This window comes from Streptomyces zaehneri (assembly GCF_032248645.1).
GTDB classification, from domain to species: Bacteria; Actinomycetota; Actinomycetes; order Streptomycetales; family Streptomycetaceae; genus Streptomyces; species Streptomyces coriariae.
On sequence record NZ_JASTTJ010000018.1, the window covers coordinates 89,091 to 106,504 of the forward strand.

The 17,414-nt window shown below is 72.3% G+C and carries 12 protein-coding genes; 9 read left to right on the forward strand and 3 right to left on the reverse strand.

The annotated features are described in order from the left end of the window. Positions 1 to 69: 69 nt before the first annotated feature. Positions 70 to 1,137: a glycoside hydrolase family 26 protein gene (locus QQM72_RS26915; protein ID WP_314223424.1), complete on the forward strand. Its 1,068-nt coding sequence runs from the start codon at positions 70 to 72 to the stop codon at positions 1,135 to 1,137. Here QQM72_RS26915 and QQM72_RS26920 read toward each other — a convergent pair. Together QQM72_RS26920 and QQM72_RS26925 are read right to left on the reverse strand one after the other, a co-directional pair. Next, on the reverse strand, positions 1,058 to 3,589 hold the full coding sequence (locus QQM72_RS26920) for a lipopolysaccharide biosynthesis protein (protein ID WP_314223425.1): 2,532 nt from the start codon (positions 3,587 to 3,589) through the stop codon (positions 1,058 to 1,060). The genes QQM72_RS26915 and QQM72_RS26920 overlap by 80 nt on opposite strands. Continuing rightward, positions 3,582 to 4,817, reverse strand: a complete 1,236-nt coding sequence (locus QQM72_RS26925) for a DegT/DnrJ/EryC1/StrS family aminotransferase (protein ID WP_314223426.1) — start codon at positions 4,815 to 4,817, stop codon at positions 3,582 to 3,584. The genes QQM72_RS26920 and QQM72_RS26925 overlap by 8 nt, the downstream gene beginning before the upstream one ends. A gap of 301 nt (positions 4,818 to 5,118) precedes the next feature. Between QQM72_RS26925 and fahA the strand changes: the two genes are divergently transcribed. The 8 genes from fahA to QQM72_RS26965 all read left to right on the forward strand — a co-directional run bounded on the left by fahA (position 5,119) and on the right by QQM72_RS26965 (position 15,136). After that, entirely contained in the window at positions 5,119 to 6,330 is a 1,212-nt protein-coding gene (gene fahA, locus QQM72_RS26930) for a fumarylacetoacetase (protein WP_314223427.1), read from the forward strand. A 505-nt stretch (positions 6,331 to 6,835) separates the two neighbouring features. Next, positions 6,836 to 7,774: a M56 family metallopeptidase gene (locus tag QQM72_RS26935; RefSeq protein ID WP_314223428.1), complete on the forward strand. Its 939-nt coding sequence runs from the start codon at positions 6,836 to 6,838 to the stop codon at positions 7,772 to 7,774. 216 nt (positions 7,775 to 7,990) lie between these two features. Further along, complete coding sequence (locus QQM72_RS26940) at positions 7,991 to 8,779, forward strand: GntR family transcriptional regulator (RefSeq protein WP_314223429.1); 789 nt, start codon at positions 7,991 to 7,993, stop codon at positions 8,777 to 8,779. 202 nt (positions 8,780 to 8,981) lie between these two features. Beyond that, a complete protein-coding gene (locus QQM72_RS26945) occupies positions 8,982 to 9,209 on the forward strand; it encodes a 4Fe-4S dicluster domain-containing protein (protein ID WP_020130156.1) in 228 nt (75 codons plus the stop codon). A gap of 15 nt (positions 9,210 to 9,224) precedes the next feature. Continuing rightward, positions 9,225 to 10,565 (forward strand): ABC transporter substrate-binding protein, encoded by a 1,341-nt coding sequence (locus tag QQM72_RS26950; RefSeq protein WP_314223430.1) that lies wholly within the window; start codon positions 9,225 to 9,227, stop codon positions 10,563 to 10,565. Then, positions 10,562 to 11,443 (forward strand): ABC transporter permease, encoded by an 882-nt coding sequence (locus tag QQM72_RS26955; protein WP_314223431.1) that lies wholly within the window; start codon positions 10,562 to 10,564, stop codon positions 11,441 to 11,443. Before QQM72_RS26950 ends, QQM72_RS26955 begins: the two co-directional genes overlap by 4 nt. Further along, the gene (locus QQM72_RS26960) at positions 11,427 to 12,248 is read left to right on the forward strand and encodes an ABC transporter ATP-binding protein (RefSeq protein WP_314223432.1); all 822 of its coding nucleotides are present in this window, start codon (positions 11,427 to 11,429) and stop codon (positions 12,246 to 12,248) included. Before QQM72_RS26955 ends, QQM72_RS26960 begins: the two co-directional genes overlap by 17 nt. Positions 12,249 to 12,259: 11 nt before the next feature. Further along, positions 12,260 to 15,136 carry a fumarate reductase/succinate dehydrogenase flavoprotein subunit gene (locus QQM72_RS26965; RefSeq protein WP_314223433.1) on the forward strand — a complete coding sequence of 959 codons (2,877 nt, stop codon included), beginning with the start codon at positions 12,260 to 12,262 and terminating at the stop codon, positions 15,134 to 15,136. A gap of 134 nt (positions 15,137 to 15,270) precedes the next feature. Here the strand turns inward: QQM72_RS26965 and recQ are convergent, their stop codons facing one another. After that, entirely contained in the window at positions 15,271 to 17,304 is a 2,034-nt protein-coding gene (gene recQ / locus QQM72_RS26970) for a DNA helicase RecQ (RefSeq protein WP_314223434.1), read from the reverse strand. Positions 17,305 to 17,414 lie beyond the last annotated feature (110 nt).

Sequence of the window (17,414 nt, forward strand, 5' to 3'; positions counted from 1 at the left end):
GGGACCGGCCCGGCGGACGGCCCGAGGAATGACCCGGGGACCGCGAGGCGCACCTGCACGGCTGTCGCGATGGTGGCGGTGGCCGCGCTGCTCGCCGGGCTCGGCATCTGGGCCGGCCGCTTTGAGGACCCGGATTCCGCGACGGACACCCTGCCCGGCAACGCGGCCTCGGGTGAGCTGCCCACCGGACCCTGCGCCCCCACCGACACACTGATCCCGCCCTGCGGCGCCTGGTGGGGCGCCGCCGTGCCGTACGCAGAGGACGGCTCGCTCAAGGACGCCGTGCACGGCTTCGAGAAGAGGATCGGCCGCAAGCTGGACCTCGTCTACAACTACCACGACATGTCGGGCACCCGGCTCGACGGGGAACTGCTCACCCCCGACGAACAGGAACTCGGCAAGGAGCGACTGCTCATGCTGGCCTGGGAGTCCACCGTCTGGACCGAGCCGCACCACGAGAACTGGACGGAGACCCAGCTCGGCTGGAAGAACATCGCCTCCGGCAAGTTCGACGAGAAGATCCTCGATCCGCAGATCCGGCGTATCAAGGCCTACGGCAAACGCGTCTTCCTCTCCTTCGACCAGGAGACCGACGCCCGCATCAAGGAAGGTGCGGGCACCCCGGAGGAGTTCGTCGCCGGGTACCGCCATGTCCGCGACCGGTTCCGTGAACTGGGCGCCGACAACGTGGTGTGGGTGTGGACCGTCTCCGGCTACCTCGGCGGCGCGGCCGACATGAAGGCGCTCTACCCCGGGGACGAGTACGTCGACTGGATCGCCATGGACCAGTACAACTACTACCAGTGCCACGGCACCACGGACTGGAAGGACTTCCTGCGCAGCCAGCGGCCCAGTTACGAGTGGCTGCGCGAGAACATCAGCGACGAAAAGCCGGTGATGCTCGCGGAGTTCGCCACCGCACCGGACGCCGACGCCCCGCGACGCCAGCGCGACTGGTACACCCAGATCCCCGCCGCCGTGAAGAGGCTCCCGGAGGTGAAGGCGCTGGTGCACTGGAACCGGCCCACCTCCGAGAAGCCCGTGTGCGACCTGACCGTCAACGAGGGCCCGGGCCTCGAGGGCTACCGGGAGGCGGGCAGGAACGGCTACTTCCATCAGCCCGTGCCGCCCCGCTGACCGCGCCGCGCGGCTGTCCGGCCGGCACCCGGCCACGGGTGCCGAGCGGCAGGAACGCGGCGGCGAGGACGAGCACGACGAACAGGGGCACGGCCGCCGGCGCGAGTTCCTGCCGCCACACCCAGCCGCCCACCGCGACGAGATACAGGACGCCCCAGCGCCCCGGCCACGTCAACCACCGGTCCGCGCCGCCGAGCAGCAGCCACAGAGGTACAAGACCCAGCAGTTGCACGGCCGGCGGTGCCCAGCGCAGCAACGGCTCGGACCCGCCGTCCGGTCCCATCGCCTCCGCGAGGAAACCGGCCGCCCTCGCGTACAGCGCCCCACCGACCGGTGACGGCTCCCGGCCGAAGGCGAAAGGCACGGCGTACAGGGCGAGCAGCACCGAACCCAGCGCCGCCCCCGGCAGCAGCGGGCCGCGCGTCGCGCGCAGTGTCACCGCGCCGACGAACACCACGAGCAGCAGGCCCCCCGCGACCAGCGCCGTGAGCGGCAGCGCCGCCAGCAGCTGACGTCCGGTCAGCGCCTCCTCGGACGGGCCGTCGCGCCAAGGCAATTGGCGCAGCGCCGCCGTCCAGAAGGCCACGGTGGCGACGCCGAGCAGACCCCACAGTCCGCCCGCGACCCACCGCTCCCGGCGCCCGGCCCGAGCGGTCCTGCGCCGCGCAGCCTCCCGAGCCGACTCGTCCCGCCTCCCGGTCCTCCCGGTCCTCGCAGTCCTCCCGGTTCTCCCGGTCCTCGCAGTCCTCCCGGTTCTCCCGGTCCTCCCGGTCCTCGCAGTCCTCCCGGTTCTCCCGGTCCTCCCAGTCCTCCCAGTCCTCCCAGTCCTCCCAGTCCTTCCAGTCCTTCCAGTCCTCCCGGCCCCCTCTGTCTCCTCGTTTCCCTTGCCGGTGTCGGACTGGTGCGGGGGCCGCCTTATCAGCGCGAGCGTGTCCGCCTGCAGCGCCTCGCGTTCGTACCCGGGACGTCCTATGAACAGGGTGACCGTGTCCTCGTCGACGCCGTCGCGTTCGTACGCCGCCCGGCGCGCCCAGTTCGTGCCGTATCCGGCGGTGGCGTTCAGCCGTGCCCAATGGGTGCCGTAGGCCGGGGCGGCGGAGGAACGGCCGACGGGCGGACGGTCGTTGCGGCGCAGCGCGGACCGCAGGCCCACGGCGGAGACGGCGGCGATCAGGGTCATGCTGATCAGCACCGCCCAGCCCGCGCCGGCGATCCCGGCCGGGGCGAACAGCAGGGCGGCGCTGCCCAGCACCAGCGCGCACATGGCGCCCTGGAGCGCGGCGAGGACCCCGGTGCGGCCCTGCACCCGCAGCACCCCGATGTACAGCTCGACCACGACCCGGGGCAGCGCTCCGGCGGCCAGCAGCCGCAGCACGGTGGTGCCGTGCTCGGCGTAGTCCTCGTGGAACGGCAGCAGGATCTGCGGCGCGAACACCACCAGCACCAACACCACCGGCACCAGCAGCAGCGTCATCCGGCGCAGCGCCCCGCGCACGCCCTCGGCGAGCCGGCGCGGGTCGTGCGAGGCGTGCGCGGTGAGGGAGGAGGCCATGTTGATGGCCATGAACTCCATCGTGCCGCCGACGGTGTACGCCACGTAGAAGTAGCCGTTCTCCGCCGCGCTGAAGCGGACCGCGACCATCACCGGCAGCAGGTTGATCATCGCCAGGCTGAACAGCGCGCCCAGCGAGTCCCCGGCCAGGAAGCGGCCCATCTCCCGCAGTCGGGGAGGCTCCAGGTCTCGGTCGGCGGCGGCCTGGCGCGGGATCAGCCGACGGAAGATCAACCAGCCCAGAGGCAGCGTCGAGAACGCGATCGCGACGGCCCAGGACACGAAGATCCCGAGCGCCGGCAGCGCGGTCGCGCACACGACCAGCAGGATCAGCTTGCCGACGGAGAACACCGCGTTGCCGACCGGCACCCAGCCCGACCTGCGCAGGCCGGTGAGCACCCCGTCCTGGAGCGTGAGCAGCGCCCACGCCACGCACGCGACGACGAACGCCGTGCCCGCGGCGGCCGTGCCGAGCGGTGCGTACGTCGCCCCCCACAGGTCCAGGGTGAGCAGGAAGACGAAGGCGGCGACGGTCACGACCACCGAGCTGGCCGCGTACGCCCGCCATACCAGCGAGCCCGTGGCCCGCCCCGCACGCGGCACGAAGCGGACGACCGCCCCGATCATCGTCGTCGCCGTGATGCTGGCGAGCAGCCGCATCGCCGCGATCGCGGCCGAGCCCTGGCCGACGGCCTCCTTTGAGTAGTAGCGCGCGGCCACCAGCCAGAAGCCCAGGCCCAGCACGGCGGAGACGCCCGTGCTGAGCATCAGGAAGTAGGCGTTCCTGAACAGGGATCCGGAGCCGTGCGGGTCGTCGGCCGGTGGCGTGCCCGCCGTCTCCTTGCCGGCGGGCGGCGCCGAGGGCTCGGGTACCTGGATCTCGGCCTGCGTCTCAGCCACGGGTCGGCTCCAGCCCTCCCGGCGCCTCGACCGGCCGTACGCCGGACTCCTGGAGCACCTCGACGACCTGCCTGGCCCGCAGCGGATCCACGGGCAACGCGTGCCGGGCGAACCAGCGGGACCCTGCGGGATCGGGCGACGGGTCGGTGAAGGCGGCACCCGCGTAGTCGTCCAGAGGCGGGTCATAGAGGTACCCGACGACGATGCCCCGCCGCGCGAGCGCCGCCCGCGCGGCGTCCCGGTCGGCGACGAACAGGGGGACGCGGAAAAGGGGTTGGACCCGGTCGGCGCGAGCAGCGCCGGGCTGCGCCCACGGTGTGGACAGGAGCAGTTCCGTGCCTGCCCGGCAGGCCGCCAGCACCTCGTCCAGGTGGTCGAGCCTGCGGCCGATGCGGCCCGCTCTCAGCGGCCCCGAACGCAGCCGGTAGTCGTGCATGTCGACGCGTACCCAGGAGTCGTGCGCGGTGAGGCCGGGCGCCGCGTCGACGGCGCGGGCCAACTCGGCCGGCCGAAGCGGCATCCGGATCTCCTCCCGCTCCATCAGCCCGAGCAGGCGCATCGTGGCCCAGGCGGCCCGCCGCAGCCGCAGCCCCCGCACGGTCGCCTCCGCGTAAGGCCGGACGGTGTAGGCGAGTTCCGCCGTGAACCGCCCCGGCAGCAGCAGGTCCTCGCAGGTCTTCGCCAGGGCCTCGCGCAGCCCCGGGTCGGCGCAGGCCAGGAAGCCGCCGGCCTTGGCACCGACATGCTTGGAAAGGCTGAACACGGAGGCGTCCCCCCAGGCCCCGACCGGTCTGCCCCCCACTGTGCTGCCGATGGCGTGCGCCCCGTCCTCGAACAACGGGATGCCCAGCGCGTCGCACTTCTCCCGCAGGCGGGGTGTGTCGTCCGGGTTGCCGTACAGGTTCGTCGTGAGGACGCCGGAGAGCGAGCCCCACACCTCGTCGGGCACGGCATCGACGTCGATCGACGCGTCCAGCGGGTTCAACGGCGCCTGCACGGGACGCAGTCCCGCCGCGAGGAGCACGAAGAAGATCACGTCGTCGTTGACCGGCGACATCAGTACCCGGCCGCCGGGCGGGCACCAGTGGCGCAAGGCCACGTACAGCCCGAATCTGCACGACGGTACGTACACGCATTCCCGGCCGAGCCTGTCGCGCATGGCCGCTTCCAGCCGTTCCGGCCGTGAGCCACGCCGCGCCGACCCGAGGCCGGCCTCCCCTATGGCCATCCGCCCCCCAGTTGTGCCAGGGGAAGGCCCCCTCCCCGAGGCCTTCCAGCACCCGCCCAGAGTCTCCCGTTTCGCACCGCTCCGTCAAGATTGCGTACCGGCCGGTGGACGACTTCGGGTGAGCGACCGACAGCGGAGAGCTGCCGGCCGACGTGTCTCGTCGGCCCGGCCCCCGTGTCACTTCCACGACGTCGGCCGTAACGTGTGGCGCGGCTCGGCGCACCCGCGCGACACCCGTTCGAAGTCCGGCGAGCCCGACATGGCGAGCACCAAAGAGCGCACGAAAGAGAGGCAGTACCCGATGCCCCCCTTCGACCTTCCCGAGGGCGACCCCTTCGGCCCGCACAACCTCCCGTACGGCGTCTTCTCCCTCCCGGGCTCCACGGAGCGGACCGTCGGCGTCCGGCTCGGCGACCATGTCCTCGACGCGGGCGCGGCGGCCCGCGCGCTCGGCTCGCCACACGCCGGCCTCCTCGCCTCGCCGACGCTCGACCCGCTGCTCGCGGCGGGGCGCACGACCTGGTCGCAGGTACGCCGCGCCCTGACGGAGTGGGTGACCGACCCCGCCCACCGGCCCGCCGTCGAACCGCTCTTCCACCCCCTGTCCGGCGTGACCCTGCACCTTCCCTTCCAGGTCGCCGACTACGTCGACTTCTACTCGTCCGAGCACCACGCCCGGAACGCGGGAGCGATCTTCCGTCCGGACGCCGGTGACGTCCTCCTGCCCAACTGGAAGCACCTGCCGATCGGCTACCACGGCCGGGCCGGCACGGTCGTGGTCTCCGGCACGGACGTCGTCCGCCCGTCGGGCCAGCGCAAGGCTCCCGACGAGCCGGCGCCCGTCTTCGGCCCTTCCGTGCGGCTCGACATCGAGGCCGAGGTCGGCTTCGTGGTCGGCGTGCCCTCGCGGCAGGGCAGCCCGGTCGCGCTGACCGACTTCCGCGAGCACGTCTTCGGTCTGTGCCTGCTCAACGACTGGTCCGCCCGCGACCTCCAGGCCTGGGAGTACGTCCCTCTCGGCCCGTTCCTCGCCAAGTCGTTCGCCACGTCGGTGTCGGCGTGGATCACCCCGCTGGAAGCCCTGGAGAGCGCACGGGTGGCGCCCCCGGAGCGGACCCACCCCCTCCTCCCCTACCTGGACGACGCGGACGCCGAGCCCGGCGGCTACGACCTGCGCATCTCCGTCGCGCTCAATGGACAGGTGATCTCCGATCCCCCCTTCTCCACCATGTACTGGACGGCCGCCCAGCAACTCGCCCACCTCACGGTCAACGGCGCCTCCCTGCGCACGGGCGACCTGTACGGCTCGGGCACGGTGAGCGGCCCCCACCCGCACGAGCGCGGCTCCCTGCTGGAGCTGACCTGGAACGGCCGTGACCCGCTCGAACTCCCCGACGGCAAGCGCACGTTCCTGGAGGACGGGGACGTGGTGACCCTCTCCGCCTGGGCTCCCGGCCCCGGCGGCACCCGAGTGGGCCTGGGAGAGGTGAGCGGCCAGGTGACCGCCGGGTGAAACGCCCGGGGGCGGGCCCTGTTCCAGGGGCGAGCCCTGCCCCGGTGCCGGTGCCGGTGCCAGGGGCGAGCCCTGCGCCGATGCCTGTGCCAGGGGCGAGCCCTGCGCCGGTGTCGGAGTCGGTGTCGGAGTCGGTGTCGGAGTCGGAGTCGGTGCCAGGGGCGAGCCCTGCGCCGGTGCCGGTGTCGGTGTCGGTGCCAGGGGCGAGCCCTGCGCCGGTGCCGGTGTCGGTGTCGGTGCCAGGGGCGAGCCCTGCGCCGGTGCCGGTCCAACCCGGTGGTGGGGTGACTGGCCGCGGCGAGGTCGCCGAGTCAGGGCGGACGAGGCTGAATCGGGTGTCGTCGTGGGCTGACTCCCGGAGGAACCGCCGTCATACTGGCGGCGGGCACGGTCCTCGGGCCGAGCCCGCCGCCCATGGCAGGCCGTACGCACGCGGGTACGCCGTACGCACCCCGCGCGCACGTGGCCCACGCCCCCTTCCCGACCAGGATCCGGAGCCCATGGCATGACTCTCTGCCTGCTCCTGCTGAGCGTCGTCGCCCTGTCCGCCGCCGTGCCGGCTCCGCGCGCGCTCACCCGGTCCGCCTGGCCCGAGCGGGAGCCGGTGATCGGACTGTGGGTGTGGCAGTGCCTGGTCGCCACGGTCCTGCTGTGCTGCCTGACCGCCCTGACCCTGGGCGCCGCCGCCGTGTTCCACACCGTGCGCGCCCGGGTCTTCGCCCCCGCACCGCCCGGGGTCTCCGAGGCGTACGACCTCTCCGCCGCCCCCTTGTGGGCCGCTGCCCTGACTCTGCTGCTGGCCTGCGGGGCCGCCTGGACCACCGCGATGCTGGCCCGCGAGCTCGTCGAGACGCGCCGACGCCGCGGCCGGGCCAGGTCCCACCTGCGTGAACGCGCCCCCGACCTGCCCGCGGGCCTGCCGTCCGCGCGGGGCCCGCTGCTGGTGTTGGAGGACGAGTACCCGGACGCCTGGTGGATGCCGGGCAGCCCACCCCAGTTGATCGTGACGACCGGCGCCCTGCACCGCCTCACCTCCCACCAGCTGGACGCCGTCCTCACCCATGAGCGTGGCCATGCCCGCGCCCACCATGACTGGCTGCTCCACCTGTCGACCGCCCTTGCCACCGGCTTCCCCCGTATTCCGCTCTTCTCCCACTTCTGCGACCAGACCCACCGCCTGGTCGAACTCGCCGCCGACGACACGGCGTCGCGCCGCTGCGGTCACCTGACCACGGCACTGGCCCTGATCGAGCTGAACCAGCACCGGGGCGTCCTGTCCTGCGCCTCCAGCCGCCGTCTCCTGGGCGAGCGGGTCGACCGCCTGCTCCAGCCGCCCCCGCGCCTGCTCCGCAGACAGCGGGCGCTGACGACGGCGGTGGCCACGCTGGTGCCGCTGCTGCCCCTGCTGATCACCTTCGCCCCAGGCCTGACGGCGTTGGCCTGACGCCTTGGCCTGACGCCTTGGCCTGACGCGTTGGCCTGACGCGTTGTTCCGAGGGCGACGTTCTGGCAGCGACGTTCTGACGACGACGTCCCGACCTGGCAGATCTTGTGTAAGGCGGTCCTGTTCTCCCAGGTCAGCTCCTTCTCTGACGCTCCCGCAGGTGGCGCAACACTCCGGCAACACCGCTTTTCCTACTGGCTCGCTATGGTTCGAAACATGCCACCCACCGACCGCATCCGAGACCACGTCGGCCAGGGCGCGACCACCGTCGCCGCCCACCGTGCGCGGCGTCGGCTGCGCGCGGACCAGGCCCGACAGCTCGCGGACCTCCTGCGCCGCCAGCTGCTGACCGACGGCTTTCCGGACGGCACGCTCCCCCACGAGTCGATCCTCGCGACCGACTACCGCGCCTCCCGCAACACCGTCCGCCAGGCTCTCGACCTGCTTCGGGCGGAGGGACTTGTGGAGCGCCTGCCTGGCGTCGGCACGGTCGTCGTGGCGCAGAAGTACCCGCACGGCCTGGACCGTCTGATGGGCCTCGCGGAGACCCTGCACGAGCACGGCCACGTCACCAACGAGGTCCGCACGATGGGCCCCGTCGCCGCGCCCGCCCCGGTGGCCGACCGCCTCCACGTCCCGCCCGGCGCCGACGTGCTCTACATCGAACGCCTGCGTCGTCTGGGTGGCCTCCCCCTCTCTCTCGACCTCACCTACATCCCGCTCGACATCGGCACCGCCCTGCTCGGCGCCGATCTGGAGAACACCGACGTGTTCCGGCTCCTGGAAGCCGTCACCGGGCAGCGACTCGGCCACGCCGAGATCACGCTCGAGGCGGTGACCGCGGACGCCCACTCCGCGGCCGTGCTGGAGGCGCCGCGTGGCGCTGCCGTCCTGATGCTCGAACGCCTCACCCACCTCTCCGACGGCCGCCCGGTGGACCTGGAGTTCATCCGCTTCCGAGGAGACCGCATCTCGATGAGCGGCCTGCTGCACCGCACCCTCTGATCCCTCCCATCGAACTCTCCCGCCGGCATCGCTTCCGCCCCCTTCTCCACCTTCATGCCGCGCCCTCATGCCCGCGCCCTCGTGCTCGTCCGCTTCTCCGCCCCCTTCTCCGTCCTCAACCCTTCATCGCTCGGCACGGCCTCATCGGTTCACCGTCGAGCGGGATTTCTCAGAATTTCTCGGGACTTTTCTGGAGACAGCCATGACCCTGGCACCCCAGCGGGCCGACGTGCCCGTGACCATCGACGAGTCGAAGTGCATCGACGGCTGCACGCTCTGTGTGGACATGTGCCCGCTGGACTCCCTCGCCATCGACGAGAGCAACGGCAAGGCCTACATGCACGTCGACGAGTGCTGGTACTGCGGCCCGTGCGCGGCTCGCTGTCCCACCGGTGCCGTCACGGTCAACATGCCCTACCTGCTCCGGTGAAAGGCCCGAACCTCCATGAAACCCAAAGCGTCAGCCGCGTCCGCCGCCCTTCTCCTGCTCCCCCTCACCGGATGCGGCAGCGCCGAGGCCGGTAGCGGCTCCACGGTCACCGTCACCGTCGGCTACCAGTCCAAGACCATCAACACCGTCACGGCGGGCACCCTCCTGCGCTCACTCGGCTACTTCGAGAAGGAGCTGAACGCCCTCGGCGACGGCACGACCTACAAAGTGGACTGGCAGGACTACGCCACCGGCGCCCCCATCACCGCGCAGATGACCGCCGGGAAGATCGACATCGGCTCGATGGGCGACTTCCCGCTCCTCATCAACGCGGCCCGCGGCAAACAGCTCGGCAAGCCCACCCACCTGGTCTCGGTCACCGGCTACAACCTCCGCGGCGGCCTCAACACCATCGTCACGGCGCCCGACTCCAAGCTCGCCTCCATCGAGGACCTCAAGGGCAAGGAGGTCTCCACCAGCATCGGTTCCGCCGCCGACGGCACCCTCGTACGGGCCTTGCGGCGCGCCGGCATCGACCCGGCCAAGGACATCGAGAAGCTCAACCAGCAGCCTGCCGTCGGGGCGTCGGCCCTCTCGGCCGGCAGTGCCGACGCGCTCTCGCAGTTCGTCGCCTGGCCCGGCCTGCTCGCCTACCAGGGCAAGGCGAAGGCGCTGTACGACGGCGCGCAGCTGGACCTGCCGACCTTCCACGGCGTCACCGCCCGCGAGGACTTCGCGAAGAAGCGCCCGGCCGTGCTGGAGGCGTTCCTGAAGGCGCAGTCGGAAGCCACCGGCTACCTCGACGCGCACCCGGTGGCCGCCGCCGAGAAGGTCGCCAAGGCCACCGGCCTGCCCGCCGAGGTCGTCTACCTCTACAACGGCGCCCACGGCATCTCCACCTTCGACCCGGCCGTCAAGCCGCAGCTCGTCGCCGCGCTCAAGGAGGACGTCTCGATCCTGAAGGCGGCCAAGCTGACCGGAGACGTCGACGTGGACTCCTTCGTCGACGACCGGTACGTGAAGAAGGCGCTCGGCCCGTCCTACGCGAAGCAGCTCGCCGCCGCCCCCGCACCGGCCGCGAGCGAGGTCTGGCCCAAGGGCGCCACGCGGACCCGTACCTTCAACACGCCCGCCGAGCTGCTGGCCTACGTCGCGCAGCACAAGGACGGCATCCGCGCCTCCTACGTCCCCGACGCCACCACGGGCACCCTGTGGTTCGCCGACCGGGCCGTCTGGGTGGCCGACGGCACGACGCTTGTGCCGTTCGTCGCCCCGGCGACCGCGCAGGCCTACGTCGCGGCCCACGGCGGTGCCCGCGTCGTCACGTACGCCGACGCGCTGGGACTGGCGTCGTGACCCGGTATGCGCTGCGGGTGGCCTCGGTGGGGGCGGCCCTCGGCCTGTGGCAGCTGCTGACCAGCCTGGACATCGACCTGTGGTTGCGTTTCTCGCAGTTCCCCACGGTCGCCGACGTGGCCCGCGCCTTCGCCGACCGCCTGGCCGGCGACGACTACTGGACCGACCTCACCGACAGCCTCACCCGCATCGTCACCGGCTTCCTTCTGGCCGCCGTCCTGGGTGTTGCCACGGGCGTGCTCGTGGCGCGCTCGCGTCTCGCCGAGGACCTGCTCGGACCGATCCTCGAAGTCGTCCGCCCGATTCCGGCGATCGCCCTGGTGCCCGTCGCGATCCTGCTCTTCCCCTCCAACGAGCAGGGCATCGTCTTCATCACCTTCACCGCCGCCTTCTTCCCGGTCCTGGTCTCCACCCGGCACGCCGTCCGCGCCCTGCCGCCCGGGTGGGAGGAGGCGGTCCGCACCATGGGCGGTGGCCGGTGGCGGATCCTCGGCTCGGTCGTCCTGCCCGGGGCGCTGCCGGGCATCTTCGGCGGCCTGTCGGTCGGCATCGGGGTGTCGTGGATCTGTGTGATCTCCGCCGAGATGATCTCCGGTCAGTACGGCGTCGGCTACCGCACCTGGCAGGACTACACGGTCGTCGACTACCCGGGGGTGTTCGTCGGCATGGTCACGATCGGCGTGCTCGGCTGGGCCACGTCCACGGCCGTGGAACTCCTCGGCCGCCGCCTCACCCGCTGGCTGCCCCGCACGTCGTACGTCCCCACCGGCCGGGCCCGGCCCAAGGGTCCCCGGCCGCCCGCGCCGGCACCGGCGACCTCGTCCACCGTCCCCACCGGACCCGAACCCGCGGAGGCGCGCGATGAGCACCTCGTCTGAGACCCGCGAGACCACCCGTACGGACACCGACGGCGCGACCACCGACACCACCACCGCGACCGGTACGGCTGTACGCGGTACCCGGCTCACCCTCCGCGCGGCCACCCTCGGCCGCCCCGACGCCGCCGCTCTGGCCGATGTCGACCTGGACGTCCCGCCGGGCGAGATCCTGACCGTCGTCGGCCCCTCGGGCTGCGGCAAGTCGACGCTGTTGCGCACGCTGGCCGGGCTGCTGCCCGCGCTCACCGGATCCGTCGAGCAGGACGGCCGGCCGATCGGCGGGCCGGCGGCGGACCGCGCGCTGGTCTTCCAGGAGGACGCTCTGCTCCCGTGGCGCAGCCTGCTGGCCAACGTCGAACTGCCCCTCGCCATCCAGGGCGCACCGCGCGCGGAGCGCAGGAAGCAGGCCGCGGCCTGGCTCGAGCGGGTCGGACTCGCCGACCGAGCAAGGCAGTTGCCGCACCGGGTCTCCGGGGGACAGCGCCAGCGGGCGCAACTGGCCCGGGCGCTCGCCGCGGGTCCGCGCGCCGTCCTCATGGACGAACCCTTCGGCGCCCTCGACGCCCAGACCCGCGCCGGCATGCAGGACCTGTTGGTGGAGGTGCTGCACGGCACGGGCGCGACCGTCGTCTTCGTCACCCACGACGTGGACGAGGCCCTGTTCCTCGGCGATCGCGTGGCCCTCCTCGGCGCGGGCCGCCTCGTCGCCGTACGGGACGTGCCGCGTCCACGCGACCGCGCCGCCCATGACGACCCCGCGCGGGTGGCCCTGCGACGCGATGTCCTGACCTCACTGAGCACCTGAAAGGCACTCCGGTGGACACCCTTCTCCAGATCCCCGCGCTCGGCGACGCCGAGGAGCTGACCTGCGACGTCCTCGTCGTCGGTGGCGGCACCGCCGGCACCATGGCGGCCCTGACCGCCGCCGAGCACGGCGCGCACGTCCTGCTCCTGGAGAAGGCCCATGTCCGGCACTCCGGGGCCCTCGCGATGGGCATGGACGGCGTCAACAACGCGGTCATTCCCGGCCGCGCCGAGCCCGACGACTACGTCGCCGAGATCACCCGCGCCAACGACGGCATCGTCGACCAGTCCACCGTCCGCCAGACCGCGACCCGCGGCTTCGCCATGGTGCAGCGCCTGGAGTCGTACGGCGTGAAGTTCGAGAAGGACGAGCACGGCGACTACGCGGTCCGCCAGGTCCACCGTTCCGGCTCCTATGTGCTGCCCATGCCGGAGGGCAAGGACGTCAAGAAGGTGCTGTACCGGCAGCTGCGGCGGCGCGAGATGCGGGAACGGATCCGCATCGAGAACCGGGTGATGCCGGTGCGCGTGCTGACCTCTCCCGAGGACGGGCGCGCCATCGGGGCGGTCGGCTTCAACACCCGGACGGGGCAGTTCGTCACCGTCCGCGCGGGCGGGGTCGTCCTCGCGACCGGGGCCTGCGGCCGCCTCGGCCTGCCCGCCTCCGGCTACCTCTACGGCACCTACGAGAATCCCACCAACGCGGGTGACGGCTACGCCATGGCGTACCACGCGGGCGCCGAGCTGACCGGCATCGAGTGCTTCCAGATCAACCCGCTGATCAAGGACTACAACGGTCCGGCCTGCGCCTACGTCGCCAATCCCTTCGGCGGCTACCAGGTCAACCGGCACGGCGAACGCTTCGTCGACTCCGACTACTGGTCGGGCCAGATGATGGCCGAGTTCGCGGCCGAGGTCGCCAGCGACCGGGGCCCGGTGTACCTGAAGCTGAGCCACCTCCCCGAGGAGTCGATCTCGGCCCTGGAGTCGATCCTGCACTCGACCGAGCGTCCGACCCGGGGCACCTTCCACTCCGGGCGCGGTCACGACTACCGCACGCACGACATCGAGATGCACATCTCGGAAATCGGCCTGTGCGGCGGCCATTCGGCCTCGGGCGTACGGGTCGACGAGCACGCCCGCACGACCGTCCCCCGCCTGTACGCCGCCGGTGACCTGGCCTGCGTCCCGCACAACTACATGATCGGCGCGTTCGTCTTCGGCGACCTGGCCGGCTCGGACGCGGCCCGGTACAAGGCGTACGACGGTGAGCTTCCCGCCGACCAGCTGCGCGAGGCGCACGAACTGATCTACCGCCCCTTGCGCAACCCGGAGGGCCCGCCGCAGCCCCAGGTCGAGTACAAGCTGCGCCGTTTCGTGAACGACTACGTGGCCCCGCCGAAGTCGGGCGCGCGGCTGTCGTTGGCCCTGGAGTCCTTCGAGCGGATGCGCGACGACATCGCCGAGATGGGTGCCCGCACCGCGCACGAGCTGATGCGGTGCGCCGAGGTCTCCTTCATCCGTGACTGCGCGGAGATGGCCGCGCGCGCCTCCCTGGCCCGTACGGAGTCCCGCTGGGGTCTCTACCACGACCGCCTCGACCACCCTCGTCGCGACGACGACTCCTGGTTCCATCACCTCGATCTGCACAAGTCCCCCTCTGGTTCGATGGAGTTCACGGCCCGTCCCGTGGCTCCCTATCTGGTTCCGGTCGACGAGTTCACCCCGGTCGGCGGCCCCTCCCGGCCGCTGGGCGAAGTCCACCCCGAGGACGTGGCCACGGCCGGATCACGGGACGTGGCACCCGTCGCCACCGGGGCCGAGGCCGCCGCCCCGCGGGGCACGGACAGCTCGGCGCTTCCGACGCCTGAGCCCGCCCTCGATCACTCCTCCCCTGAACCCTCACCTGAGCCCTCCCGCCAGTCGGCCGTTCGTCTCCTGGAGCTCGTCGCCCTCGCCGAGGCCGAGCCCGAACTCGGTTCCCTGCTGCCCTACTTGACCGACGCGGCGGCCGCTGTCCGACGCGAGGCCGTCGCCGTCCTCACCGAGACCGTGCCGTCGGGCACCGGTCCGGCTCTCGCCGAGGCGTTGCGCGACCCCTCCGCGCAGGTGCGTGCCGCCGCGGCGGCCTCCCTGCGCGAACTCGTCGAGACCCTGCCGGCGGAACCGGACCTGCGCGACGGCCTCGCCGCCGCCCTGGCCGAGTCCGACCCCGTCGTCCGCGCCGCGGCCCTGGACGTGCTGCGCGCCCTGCGCCTCGGTGACGCCGCCCTGTTCGCCGGCTCGCTCACCGACGCAGACATCGCCGTCCGTATCGAGGCCGTCCGCGCCCTGGTCTCCGTCGACGCCGCCGAGGAACTGGCCCACGCGGCGACCGCCGACCCGTCCCGCGAGGTCCGCGTCACGATCGCCAAGGCCCTGGCCACGGTGGCGGCCGGACGCCTGAGCGAAACCTCACCGTCCGACGCCGACCCCAGCGCCGTCCCCGCCCCCGGCTCCGCCGCGGGTATCTCCGTCGAGCACGACGCCGTCCACGCGGCCCTCGTCGGGCTCGTCGACGACCCCGATGCCCTGGTGCGTGCCGCCGCCTACGAGGCGTTGGGCACCACCGGCTGCCCGGTGCCACTCGCCGCGCGGGCCGTGACCGCCCTGGCCGACCCCGCCTGGCAGGTCCGCGCCGGTGCCGCCACCGCGCTGTCGGTGGCCCACCCCGGCACCGCCCTGCCCGTCCTCGCCAAGACCCTGGCCGACCCGAACGCCGACGTCCGCAAGGCCGCCGTCCTGGCCCTGACCCGCCACCGAGCCTCGGAAGCCGCCCGCGCGGCCCTCGCCACGGCGACGACGGACTCCGACGCGGACGTCAGGGCGTACGCGACGCGCGCTCTGTGACCAGCTCAGTCGCCTCTTCCGCCCCCGACCCCGGCCGCCTTCCAGGGCCCCCGTGCCCGGCCCCGTCCCTCGGTCCCCGTCCCCCGGTCCCCCCTCCCGCGGCCCCCCGCCTCCCTCGGTCCCCTCCCGGTCCCCTACATCCAGTCCTCGGGCTCCGGCTCCGCGTCCATCTCCGGCCAGTAGTCCGCACCACCCGGATCCGTCGCGGCACCCCGAGCGGCGTCGGGAGCCGGGCTCTCCACGGGCCCCGGATCGGCGGTGGCCGGCGCCCCGCCCAGTGCGGCCAGCACCGCGATCACGCCCTCCCCGTACGTCACCAGTTTCTTCTCGCCGACCCCACTGATGCCGCCGAGCTGCTGCACCGAGGTCGGCCAGGCCGTGGCGATCTCCCGGAGCGTGGCGTCGTGGAAGATGACGTACGCCGGGACGCCCTGCTCACGGGCCTGCTCGGCACGCCAGGCACGCAGGGCCTCGAAGGCCGGCACCAGTTCCGAGGGCAGCTCGGCCACGGCGGCCTTGGACTTGCTCCTCCCGGAGGAGGAAGAGCCCGACGCCTTCGATGTCGCCGACTTCTTCGGCTCCTTGCGCAGCGGCACGTCCCGCTCGCGGCGGAGCACGGACCCGCTCGCCTCCGTCAGCACCAGCGTGCCGTACTCGCCCTCGACCGCGAGCAGCCCCTGTGCCAGCAACTGCCGCACGACGCCCCGCCATTCGCCCTCGGAGAGGTCCTCACCGATGCCGAACACCGACAGCTGGTCATGGTCGAACTGGATCACCTTGGCCGAGCGCTTGCCCGTCAGGATGTCGATGATCTGCACCGCGCCGAACTTCTGCCCGCGCTCCCGCTGGAGCCGCACCACCGTCGACAGCACCTTCTGGGCCGCGACGGTGCCGTCCCAGGTCTCGGGGGGCGTGAGGCAGGTGTCGCAGTTGCCGCAGCCCGCCGGCTCCGGTTCCTGGCCGAAGTAGGCGAGGAGCTGTCCGCGGCGGCACCGGGCGGTCTCGCACAGCCCCAGCATCGAGTCCAGGTGCGCGGCGGCCCGCCGGCGGAAGGCCTCGTCACCCTCACCGGACTGGATCAGCTTGCGCTGCTGTATGACGTCGTTGAGGCCGTAGGCCATCCATGCGGTGGAGGGCAGTCCGTCGCGGCCGCCACGCCCCGTCTCCTGGTAGTAGCCCTCGATCGACTTGGGCAGGTCGAGGTGGGCGACGAACCGTACGTCCGGCTTGTCGATGCCCATGCCGAAGGCGATGGTCGCGCACACGACCAGGCCTTCCTCCCGCAGGAACCGGGACTGGTGCGCCGCGCGCGTGCCCGCGTCCAGACCCGCGTGGTAGGGCACAGCCTCGACGCCGTTGCGGGAGAGGAACTCGGCCGTCTTCTCCACGGAGTTGCGCGAGAGGCAGTACACGATGCCCGCGTCGCCCGCGTGCTCCTCGCGCAGGAAGCTCAGCAGCTGCTTCTTCGGATCGGCCTTCGGCACGATCCGGTACTGGATGTTGGGCCGGTCGAAGCTCGCCACGAAGTGCCGGGCCGACGGCATGTTCAGCCGCTGGGTGATCTCCTCGTGCGTCGCGCGGGTGGCCGTCGCCGTGAGGGCGAGCCGCGGGACGTCCGGCCAGCGCTCGCCGAGCAGCGAGAGGGACAGGTAGTCGGGGCGGAAGTCGTGGCCCCACTGGGAGACGCAGTGCGCCTCGTCGATCGCGAAGACCGAGATCTTGCCGCGGGAAAGAAGGTTCAGGGTGGAGTCGAGACGCAGTCGCTCCGGCGCCAGGTAGAGCAGATCCAGCTCACCGGCGAGGAACTCGGCCTCGACCACCCGCCGCTCGTCGAAGTCCTGCGTGGAGTTCATGAACCCGGCGTTCACGCCGAGTGCCCGCAGTGCGTCCACCTGGTCCTGCATCAGCGCGATCAGCGGCGAGACGACAATGCCTGTACCCGGCCTGACCAGGGCAGGGATCTGGTAGCACAGCGATTTTCCGCCGCCGGTGGGCATGAGGACGACCGCGTCTCCGCCGCCCACCACGTGCTCGATGACCGCTTCCTGCTCGCCGCGGAAGGCGTCGTATCCGAAGACCCGGTGCAGCGTGGCCAGTGCCTCGCTCTCGGTTCGCTCCGGTGTCCCGGTGATCGCTGTCATCGCGCTGATCCCACCTGTCCCGCCCATCGTCCGGTCCCCCGTACGTCGTCCCTCGACCACTGCCTCCACGATAGGGGTCCGGACTGACAGCGCCGGAGTTATCCACAGGCTCGTTCCGGTGACTCCGGGTGACGGGC

Excerpts from the sequence above, each read along its gene's own strand:
- QQM72_RS26915 (WP_314223424.1), top strand. The coding sequence starts at position 70 with ATGGTGGCGGTGGCCGCGCTGCTCGCCGGGCTCGGCATCTGGGCCGGC.
- QQM72_RS26925 (WP_314223426.1), bottom strand. The coding sequence starts at position 4,817 with ATGGCCATAGGGGAGGCCGGCCTCGGGTCGGCGCGGCGTGGCTCACGG.
- fahA (WP_314223427.1), top strand. The coding sequence starts at position 5,119 with ATGCCCCCCTTCGACCTTCCCGAGGGCGACCCCTTCGGCCCGCACAAC.
- QQM72_RS26935 (WP_314223428.1), top strand. The coding sequence starts at position 6,836 with ATGACTCTCTGCCTGCTCCTGCTGAGCGTCGTCGCCCTGTCCGCCGCC.
- QQM72_RS26940 (WP_314223429.1), top strand. The coding sequence starts at position 7,991 with ATGCCACCCACCGACCGCATCCGAGACCACGTCGGCCAGGGCGCGACC.
- QQM72_RS26945 (WP_020130156.1), top strand. The coding sequence starts at position 8,982 with ATGACCCTGGCACCCCAGCGGGCCGACGTGCCCGTGACCATCGACGAG.
- QQM72_RS26950 (WP_314223430.1), top strand. The coding sequence starts at position 9,225 with ATGAAACCCAAAGCGTCAGCCGCGTCCGCCGCCCTTCTCCTGCTCCCC.
- QQM72_RS26960 (WP_314223432.1), top strand. The coding sequence starts at position 11,427 with ATGAGCACCTCGTCTGAGACCCGCGAGACCACCCGTACGGACACCGAC.
- recQ (WP_314223434.1), bottom strand. The coding sequence starts at position 17,304 with ATGGGCGGGACAGGTGGGATCAGCGCGATGACAGCGATCACCGGGACA.